Consider the following 3,372-nt stretch of genomic DNA (forward strand, 5'->3'; position numbering starts at 1 on the left):
GCGCCACCCCTCCGCGCTCGTCTTCGCCCAATCCATGTGGCGCAGAACCCACCAAACCATCAGCAAACGGATCCACTACGCGCAACGACGCCTACGAGCTCTCCAACCGCCCCTGTAGTACCTGGCGCAGATCCTCCACGTCCGGCTTCACATACCAACGCTTCGTGGTCTTGACGTTCGTGTGCCCCGCCCACAGCGCAAGGAGGTGATCCAGTACCCCGTTGTTCGCGAGGTAGGTGAAACAAATCGCGCGGGCATCGTACAAGCGGATGCGCCGCAGCGCGTTCTCGGCCATGACCTTGTACGCCCGCACGCGCAGATGCCGCCCGTTGAGTGCTCTTCCGAGCTCGTCCACGAGCAGGTACCCGCTGTCCTCGTACGCCTCCCCTGCCGCCAACTTCTCGGCCGCCTGAGTGGCCCTGAAGCCCTTCAGAGCCTCTCTGACCAGAGCGGGCAGGGGAAGGCCGCGCTCGCCGGCGACGGACTTCGTGTCCTTCTCCACCACGGTCTTGTTCCCCATGAGCGTTCGCGTGTTCTCAATAATCAAGGTGGCATTGTCCAGGTCGACGTCGGCCCAGCGCAGGCCGCAGACCTCCGCCGGACGCAGGCCCATGAGGGAAAGAAGCAGGGGGGCATACAGCCGATCGTCCTTCACTGCGAGCACAAAGGCATGAACCTCCACTACATTCCAAGGCTGCACCACCGCCTTGACCCGGCGCTCCGCCTTGCGTGCCTTTCGAGGGATCGTGACCTCTTGGGCAACGTTCACAGCGACAAGGCGCCGCGTCACCGCCCGGTTAAGTGCCTCCTTCAGTCGTGCCAGGGACATCTCCACTGAGGTCACTCCTAGGCCCGTGCCCGCCTTGCCGCCACGAACGCGGCCCTCTCGAAGCGCCCACATCATCCACGCATCGACGTGGTCTTCGGCGAGGTCCTGAAGCCGGATCTGCCCAAGCTGCCCCCGGACACGGCCCAGGGTGACCGAGTAGTTGTAGATCGTGGTCTCTTCCAGGTCTTCGGCCTTCTTGGCGAGCCACTGATCCAGCCAATCGTTCACGGTAATCTTGTTGGGCGGTATCAGCGTCCCTTCGTGGCGTCGGTTCGTGATGCGCGCGTGTTCGGCCCTCGCTTCCTTCAACGTGTCGAACGTACGTGTTAGCTGCTTGCGCTTGCCGGTGTCCGGGGCGACCCCTACGTCGACCACGAACCGGTACCGCACCTGCCCCTTCGCGTTCGGCGGCAGCTTCTTGATGGGGTCGGACAGAGTCACTCACTCTCCTTAGGGGCGAGGAAATTCCACGTCGGCGCAGCCATCGCTGCGTCCCGGCGACGACGGCCGCGCCATTGGGGCCGCAGCAGGCGCTTTCGCGTCCCCTTAGAGGCATGCGAAAGGCGTCTCCTGCTGTCCGTCACAGCTCCACCGCCAATCGCAGCTGCTGCGAACTCTTTGATGGTCCGGACAATCACCGGTTTGGCCAACCGGCGATCACGGTCTATGTTGCGCGACGCATCGGGGCACCCGAGTACTTTCGGGCCAGCATCAGCCAGGCGACGGGCATAGGTACAGGACTGAGCTGACGCTGTTCGCGGCAAGGACCCTAGGCCGCCCAATCCGATGGGCCGTTAAGTGGTTCTAGGACAGACCCATGAGCTGCAGGGGCACGGACCAAGTGCCCAGCTTTGGGTGCAGGGCATGGTGACCGAAGGTCAATTGGTCGCAGCGATAACCGCGCTGCCGTACGTCCGCAAGGACGCGCAGACCCTCCAGACATCTGGTCGGACCAAGCATCAGTGCGCCAAGCACAAAGAGGATGGGGCGAGTAAAGCGTGCGGATCGAATAGCGGAATCGACAGAAGATCCTCCTACATGGGACCACAGCGGCGAGACTGGTTGGTGCGGTACGCGGTTCCGAATCGGTCGCCGCCCCGTCGACACCTCGGCGTGCACCGTCTGACCTGGTGTTTTCCGGGACGTTGTACACTGACATGCTACGGGCGGAGATTTCCAGTCCTTTGGAATTCTTTCTTGTCTGCCGTGAGCGAATACCCGGCGAAACGTTGGCGTAGAGCCCTCACGTGATGTACCAATTAAGGCGAAACGAATCCGCCTGCACCGCCCTGGCCGCCGTTCCAGTGCCGGGAAGCATGCCGGCGACCCAGCCCGGGCAGGGCGGACCTACCGGGGATGAGGCCGGGGCCGATTGCGCCCGACCCGGAAGGGCAGTGGCAGATCCGAGGGCGCCCGGGCCTGGGCGGCGGCCTTTCCGAAGCGCCTATTTCGGCGATATCTGTTCGGTCCGAGCGGTGCTGATCTCCAGGCCGTGGTGCGTGAAGACGATGTTCCGGACACGTTCTACGGCTTCGGGAGCGATGCGGACCAGGGCCGGAAAGGCGTGGTGCCAGCCGTCACCGGCGAGTGCGTCTGCCACAAAACGGAATGCGGCACCAGAATTCCCTGCCGTGTTGGGAGGCATTTCCAGCAGGGCGAGGGTCCGAAGCGTCCGGGTGAAGACTTCGTGCGAGTCAGATGCCGACCATATGATTGCCGGTGCCCGGGTGAGGTACGCGGCGACGGCCGCGTGTGCCTCGGCACGGTCGTACGGCGCATTGTGGCGGCTCGCGCCCGAACCCGGAACCGGTCTGACGCTCAACCGCGCAAAGTCACGGGCAGATCGGCGGGCGCGAAGTCGTGGCGCAACACGTGCCGGCGCTGTTCTACCGGGGCGCTGAGCAGCTCGTCCGCAAGCCGGGCAGCAAGCGAACTACTTACGACCTGGGGGAAATTGACATTGGGGATGTGCTGGCAAGACGGTCTGGCCGGTAGTTGATCAACAGGCGGACGGGCGGGTAAGGACCAGTTGGGTGCTCGTCTTGAGGCGGGTTGCCCGCCGGGCGGAGCGGTCGGAGACCAGCGCGGTGATCGCGAGGTGGGTCTCGGTGTAGGTCTCGCGGCGGCCGGTGAACCGTTGCAGCGGTCGCCACTGCTTGTACTCGGCGTTGGTGTGTTCTACGCAGATCCGAGCGGAGGACTGGCGGTGACGCCGTTCGCGCCAGGCGTGCTGCTCGCCCAGGGGCGCGTCAGCCCTGAGTCTCTTCGGTGGGGCGCTGATCTGGTTGGGGAACTCGTTGGCCAGACCCCGGTAGCCCTCGTCGACCTGGGCTTCCACCGTGGGGTGCTGGCGGAACTGTTCGGCGATGCCCTCGGTACGCACGGCGGTCTGGTCGTGTATCCGGCCGGGCCGGACCCAGGGCGGTTGCAAGTTCCGGGGTCGTGCGGCTGGTCGGGTTGTGACCGGTTGGGGCGCATAGCAGAGCAGGCACGGGCTTCGTGATCATTGTGGTGTCTAAGCCAGATGATCATGAGGTGGCCCG

At 64.6% G+C, this 3,372-nt stretch carries 3 protein-coding genes; all 3 read right to left on the bottom strand.

Annotated elements, in window-relative coordinates; translation table 11 throughout:
* Window positions 1-91 precede the first annotated feature (91 nt).
* Window positions 92-1,270, bottom strand: coding sequence for a site-specific integrase (locus O3W51_RS47595; protein ID WP_269290305.1), 1,179 nt, complete (start codon window positions 1,268-1,270; stop codon window positions 92-94).
* Window positions 1,271-2,273: 1,003 nt separating this feature from the next.
* Complete coding sequence (locus O3W51_RS47600) at window positions 2,274-2,429, bottom strand: hypothetical protein (RefSeq protein WP_269290307.1); 156 nt, start codon at window positions 2,427-2,429, stop codon at window positions 2,274-2,276.
* A gap of 399 nt (window positions 2,430-2,828) precedes the next feature.
* Window positions 2,829-3,260 carry a transposase family protein gene (locus O3W51_RS47605; protein WP_269290309.1) on the bottom strand — a complete coding sequence of 144 codons (432 nt, stop codon included), beginning with the start codon at window positions 3,258-3,260 and terminating at the stop codon, window positions 2,829-2,831.
* Window positions 3,261-3,372: the final 112 nt, after the last annotated feature.

Source organism: Streptomyces sp. H39-C1 (assembly GCF_027158125.1).
Taxonomy (GTDB): domain Bacteria; phylum Actinomycetota; class Actinomycetes; order Streptomycetales; family Streptomycetaceae; genus Actinacidiphila; species Actinacidiphila fildesensis.